The organism is Mesorhizobium sp. M1A.F.Ca.IN.020.06.1.1, from assembly GCF_004023265.1.
Classification (GTDB): Bacteria; Pseudomonadota; Alphaproteobacteria; order Rhizobiales; family Rhizobiaceae; genus Mesorhizobium.
In genome coordinates, this window is sequence record NZ_RZSR01000359.1 from 1 (window position 1) to 5,399 (window position 5,399).

A 5,399-nucleotide genomic window follows, 5' to 3' on the forward strand; every position below is an offset into this window, starting at 1 on the left:
GGCACCGGCAAGACGACGCTGATCAAGATGATCGCCGGCCTCCTCAACAACTATTGTCAGGTCGCCGGCTATCCCTTCGTCTACGAGAATTTCGGGGTCGACCAGATTTCTTCCTACCAGGGCAAGTCCGGCCAGAACTGCCGCCAGTTCATCAACAATGTGCTCAATCCGCGGGCCATCGGTTTCGGCACCATCGACGACATCGACCAGGTGGCGGCGCGCCGCTCGGACGACCGTGCATCCGCCGGCCAGCAGGAGATCACCGGCGTGCTCATGGACGCCTTTGCCGGCGCTTCCACCGTGGTGCGAGGCAACTGCTCCTTCGGCATGTTTTCCAACTACCCCGAAAATGTCGACGACGCGCTGCGCCAGCGCGCCGGCGCCCGCTGGCTGGTCGACGGCCCCCAGAGCCGCGACGACTACATCGACATCTTCGTGCTGCTCGCCGGCAAGAACCACAAGATCCCGCTGGGCGAGCACGAGCTCTATGCCGCGCAGGAAATCCAGCGCGCCGTGACTGCGGCTTATGAGGAGCACGAGAAGCCGCAGGAAGACGGGCTGATGAAGGTCTATGAGCGCTATATGAAGGAGAACGGCGCACCGAAGACGATGGCCGATATCGGCACCTACCTGCACATGATCAAGGATGCCGAGCCGCGCTTCACCGGCCGCGCCATCAAGAACGTGACCGACGCCATCAAGATGCGCGCCATGGATATCGAGCTGCCGGACGACTGGTTCGAGAAGCCGGAAGCCTTCATCCACAAGGCCTACGACGACAAGAAGGCGATGATCGAGGAGTTGCGCGGGCCGTTCTCGATGGACATGGTCATGCAGGAGATCAACCGCTACGCCGATTCCGAATTCCGCTACTCCGACAAGTCCGACGACGCGGCGGTCGAGAAGCTTTTGCGCGACGCGCGGCTGCGCGAACGCGCCGTGCGCGAGATGGAGGAGCTGAAGAAGAAGGGGCTTTGGAATGCGTAGGCTTCCTTCGCTGCCCGCAAGTGCGGAAGGATGTGGTGCCAACGTCGGCGCCTCCCTCTCCCCGTCCTTCACGGGGAGAGGGTAAGAGTGAGGGGCAGCGCCGTGCGTGGACCAGAAGTCGCTACAACGAAACGGGCAAGACGCCTCCGGCAGTCGGATAACGACGCGGAAACAGCTCTTTGGATGGAACTGCGCGACAGACGATTGAATGGCCATAAGTTTGTGCGGCAGTTTCCGATAGGCAATTATTTCGCTGATTTTGCCTGCAGGGAGTGCCAGCTCGTTGTCGAGGTCGATGGCAGCCAGCATGCAGGCGACAGCTACGACCAGATCAGGGATCGCTTCCTGATCTCAAACAATAGGTCCGTTCTCCGCTTCTGGAATGTCGATGTCTTGAAGAAGCGGGATGAGGTGCTCGAAACCATACTTGCTGCGATCGAATGCCGTCTCGATTGTCTGATCGAGACGCACGAGCTTCGATTTATTGCTGCCAGCGGCTACGGGGAGACAAATCTTTGATCGTTGGCGCCGCCCCTCACCCTTACCCTCTCCCCGTCAAGAACGGGGAGAGGGGGGCGTCGGCGTTGCCGGTTCGCCTTTCGAGGCTACATCCGTCGGACCTTTGCCAATGACCCGTCCCGCCAAAAAGCCCGACCTTCTGCGCGACAACGAGCTGATCTATGGCAGGCTGCTCGTCGTCGACGAGCCGCATCTCATCCAGCGCTACAACAAGGCTCTCGTCGCCTTCGGCCTCGAGCCGACCAAGCTGACGAGCTTCCAGATCGACCGCACCGGTTTCTCGCCCGAGGTGGCCGAGGAATGTGGCGATTACGGCTATCTCGATCCCAACGAGGTCAACCGCCGCTTCATCATCCTGACGCCGTCGCAGATCGATTTGCCGGTCGTGCACACCGCCTTCTCCAACACCTCGCAGCTGATGTTCGAGTTCATGTCCAAGAACCAGCGTGCCATCGACGCGCTGACCATCAAGGACGTCATCTACGGCGAGATCGAGGACTCCGTCCCCAAGGTCGACGACATCGAGGACCTGCTGTCGATCAATCAGGTCGAGTTCAAGGTATTGTCGGCCGAGGACGTGCTCGGCAAGGCGGCCGAGCTCGGCAAGCTGGTCGACCGGCTGAAGCAGGAACCCGACGCCTGGCGCGACAACGCCATGCTCGAGCGCATGGTCGGCCTCGCCAAGGTCTGCGGCGACATCCGCGAGAACGCGCTGGTGCCCGATCAGGTGATCTTCCGCCACAACGCCTACTGGACCAGCCATTTCGGCGGGCTCTACGTCTTCGTCGACCCGGACATGACGACGGTGATCAGCGATCCGGCTGCGCCCGGCTTCCGCCGCTCGCGGCCCTGGCAGGTGAGCTATCTGTCGATCAACGACGCCGACAAGGTATTCCGCTTCCTCGCCGCCACCGGCCGTCTTGACCTGCCGCGCGCTTCCTGGATCGAGACCTCGGGCTATCTGGAGCACCGCGCCGAGATGGTGGTGAGGGCACTGATCCGCGATGCCGAGCCCAACCGCAACTTGACGGACGTCGACAAGGTCTGGCTGCAGACCTGGATCCACAGCCATGCCGACCTGATTGCCAGCGACGGCAATTTCCCTTTCCTCAACGCCGCCAAGCGCGAGATCGCCCAGTTCGGCCACCTGAAGCTTGAAGATGTGCCGCCGCGCCAGCGCTTCCTGGTTGTGCGCGCCAAGCCCGATCATCCCGATGCCTGGCTCACCAATCAGTTGATCTCGGATTTCGTGCCACAGGACTTCGTCTCGCGCTACGTCTTCAACAAACCGGGCTTCTACAAGGACTTCGACGGCTTCAGCGATGCGTGGCGATCGCATGTTGTGGACGTTCTGAAAACCACATATTTGAAGGACAAGGCGGCATTCCGCGCGCGCCTTTACGGCTTGACGGACTGAGGGGGGACGAGAGCCATGCTTGATCCGATCGTGAGTTTCTTCACCCGGATTTTCCAGTGGATCGGCCGCGGCATAGGCTTCGTCGTCGGCATTATTCTCTGGCCGTTCATATGGGCCGGCCGCTGGTACGGCCAGCGCGGCTGGATCCTGAAGGCGGTGGTCGGCCTTGCCTTGCTGGTTTTGATCGGCCTTTACGCCAACTTCTTCTACGCCACCCAGTGGTGGAACAATTTCGACCCGAACTATCCTGACAAATACACCTTCGAGAAGCGCAGCGTCTCGGCCGGCGAGCAGGTCTCCGCCGGCGCTGGCACCGACACCGCCAAGACCTGCGGCAACTCAGGGATAGCCCAGGTGGCTGCCGATCTGACGGACTTCAACGTCAACCAGAATGCCTGGGTCTCCTCGATGATCCTTTACAAGCTCGGCTTGTTCGGCATCGACTGGGACCATACGCCGTGGATGGACAACAAGGCCTCTTTTCAGCGCGGCATCAACCAGGCGGTCCGGCGCACCGCCACCGAGCTTGCCGACAATCTCGGCCGCGTGCGCACCACCTCGCAGATCGACGCCGACCTGCAGGATGCACGCGGCAATCTGCAATTCGACGAAGAGACCTGGTATTTCGGCCTCAACCCGTTCGGCCCCAAGACGCCGACGCCGAGCTACTACCGCGACGCGGTGCGCAAGCTGCGCTCCTTCAACGCTCGCCTTGCCAGTTGTCAGGCGACGTTCGATGCCCGCGCCGACAATCTGAAGCAATATATCGACCGCATCGCCAGCGACATCGGCTCGACCTCCGCGATCTTGAAGGAGCGCGCCGAGAACCATAATGACGGCTGGTTCGACTTCCGCGCCGACGACCGCTTCTGGTTCGCCTATGGCCAGCTCTACGCCTATTACGGCCTGATGAAAGCGGCGCAGGCCGACTTTGAGGACGTGATCAAGGAAAAGCACCTGCAGAATTTGTGGGACACCATGGACGCGCAATTCGTCTCGGCACTGCGCATCCAGCCCTTCATCATCGCCAACGGCCGCGAGGACGGCTGGCTGCTGCCGACGCATCTGACGACCATGGGCTTCTATATCCTGCGCGTGCGCTCCAACATGGTCGAGATCAGCAACGTGCTCAGCCAATAGCGCTGCCGCCACCGCAGCACGGTGGCGGATTTGCGCCGTCGCGTCTGTCGCATTCCGCGCATTGCGCGGCTGTTTTGAGACGGCGGAACGATCCCTGCTCTGGCTTCTATACGCTCGCAACGACCGGGCGCCAAAGACCCTTAGGAAGGTCGGCCGGGAACGCAATAATTTCTTCACAGGAAACATAGTTGCATGAAAGTTGACGCCGTGACCGCGACAGGGTTAGAACATGCCCTTGCGTCCGGGCGGAAACGCAGAACCGCCCTGTTTCCTCGTTTTCACGCAATTCCGGACGGAAGACCGGCTCACACTTTTCCTGGAATTGCTTTAGTGATCGAACCCGTCCCCTCCACCGCACAATCCAGAGGAAAGCCGTCATGGCCGAAGTGAAGTCCGACATCGAGATCGCGCGCGCCGCCAGGAAGAAACCGATCCAGGAGATCGGCGCCAAGATCGGCATCCCTTACGAGCACCTTTTGCCCTATGGCCACGACAAGGCGAAGGTCTCGGCCGAATTCATCAAATCGGTGCGGGGCAACAAGGACGGCAAGCTGATCCTCGTCACCGCCATCAACCCGACGCCTGCCGGCGAAGGCAAGACGACCACTACGGTCGGCCTCGGCGACGGCCTGAACCGCATCGGCAAGAAGGCGATCGTGTGCATCCGCGAAGCCTCGCTCGGCCCGAACTTCGGCATGAAGGGTGGCGCCGCCGGCGGCGGCCTGGCCCAGGTGGTGCCGATGGACGATATGAACCTCCACTTCACCGGTGACTTCCACGCCATCACCACGGCCCACAACCTGCTTTCGGCGCTGATCGACAACCACATCTACTGGGGCAACGAGCTCGGCATCGATACCCGTCGCGTCGCCTGGCGCCGCGTCATGGACATGAACGACCGGGCGCTGCGCGAGATCATCTGCTCGCTGGGCGGCGTCGCCAACGGCTTCCCCCGTGAGGCCGGCTTCGACATCACCGTCGCTTCGGAAGTCATGGCGATCCTGTGCCTTGCCACCGACCTCAAGGATCTTGAGAAGCGCCTCGGCGACATCATCGTTGCCTACCGCCGCGACAAGTCGCCGGTCTATGCCCGCGACCTCAAGGCCGACGGCGCCATGGCCGTGCTTTTGAAGGACGCCATCCAGCCCAACCTGGTGCAGACGCTGGAGAACAACCCGGCCTTCGTGCATGGCGGCCCGTTCGCCAACATCGCGCATGGCTGCAACTCGGTCGTCGCCACGACGACGGCGCTGAAGCTTGCCGACTACGTCGTGACCGAAGCCGGCTTCGGCGCCGACCTGGGAGCCGAAAAATTCTTCGACATCAAGTGCCGCAA

Annotated in this window: 5 protein-coding genes; all 5 read left to right on the forward strand. The window is 61.7% G+C overall.

Features of this window, described 5'->3' with window-relative positions; translation table 11 throughout:
- Positions 1–987: ATP-binding protein (locus EOA60_RS16940; protein WP_164899360.1), on the forward strand; the 987-nt coding region annotated here is incomplete at its 5' end.
- Between the two features lie 102 nt (positions 988–1,089).
- Positions 1,090–1,506: a DUF559 domain-containing protein gene (locus tag EOA60_RS16945; protein WP_095823568.1), complete on the forward strand. Its 417-nt coding sequence runs from the start codon at positions 1,090–1,092 to the stop codon at positions 1,504–1,506.
- Positions 1,507–1,615: 109 nt separating this feature from the next.
- Complete coding sequence (locus EOA60_RS16950; protein ID WP_095823294.1) at positions 1,616–2,923, forward strand: DUF6638 family protein; 1,308 nt, start codon at positions 1,616–1,618, stop codon at positions 2,921–2,923.
- 15 nt (positions 2,924–2,938) lie between these two features.
- Entirely contained in the window at positions 2,939–4,063 is a 1,125-nt protein-coding gene (locus tag EOA60_RS16955; protein ID WP_095777276.1) for a DUF2333 family protein, read from the forward strand.
- Positions 4,064–4,440: 377 nt separating this feature from the next.
- Positions 4,441–5,399, forward strand: a 959-nt coding sequence (locus EOA60_RS16960) for a formate--tetrahydrofolate ligase (RefSeq protein ID WP_128311638.1), incomplete at its 3' end; no start/stop codon positions are given.

Bases quoted from the DNA above. Each gene is read 5' to 3' on its own strand.
- EOA60_RS16955 (WP_095777276.1), top strand. From the start codon at position 2,939: ATGCTTGATCCGATCGTGAGTTTCTTCACCCGGATTTTCCAGTGGATC.
- EOA60_RS16950 (WP_095823294.1), top strand. From the start codon at position 1,616: ATGACCCGTCCCGCCAAAAAGCCCGACCTTCTGCGCGACAACGAGCTG.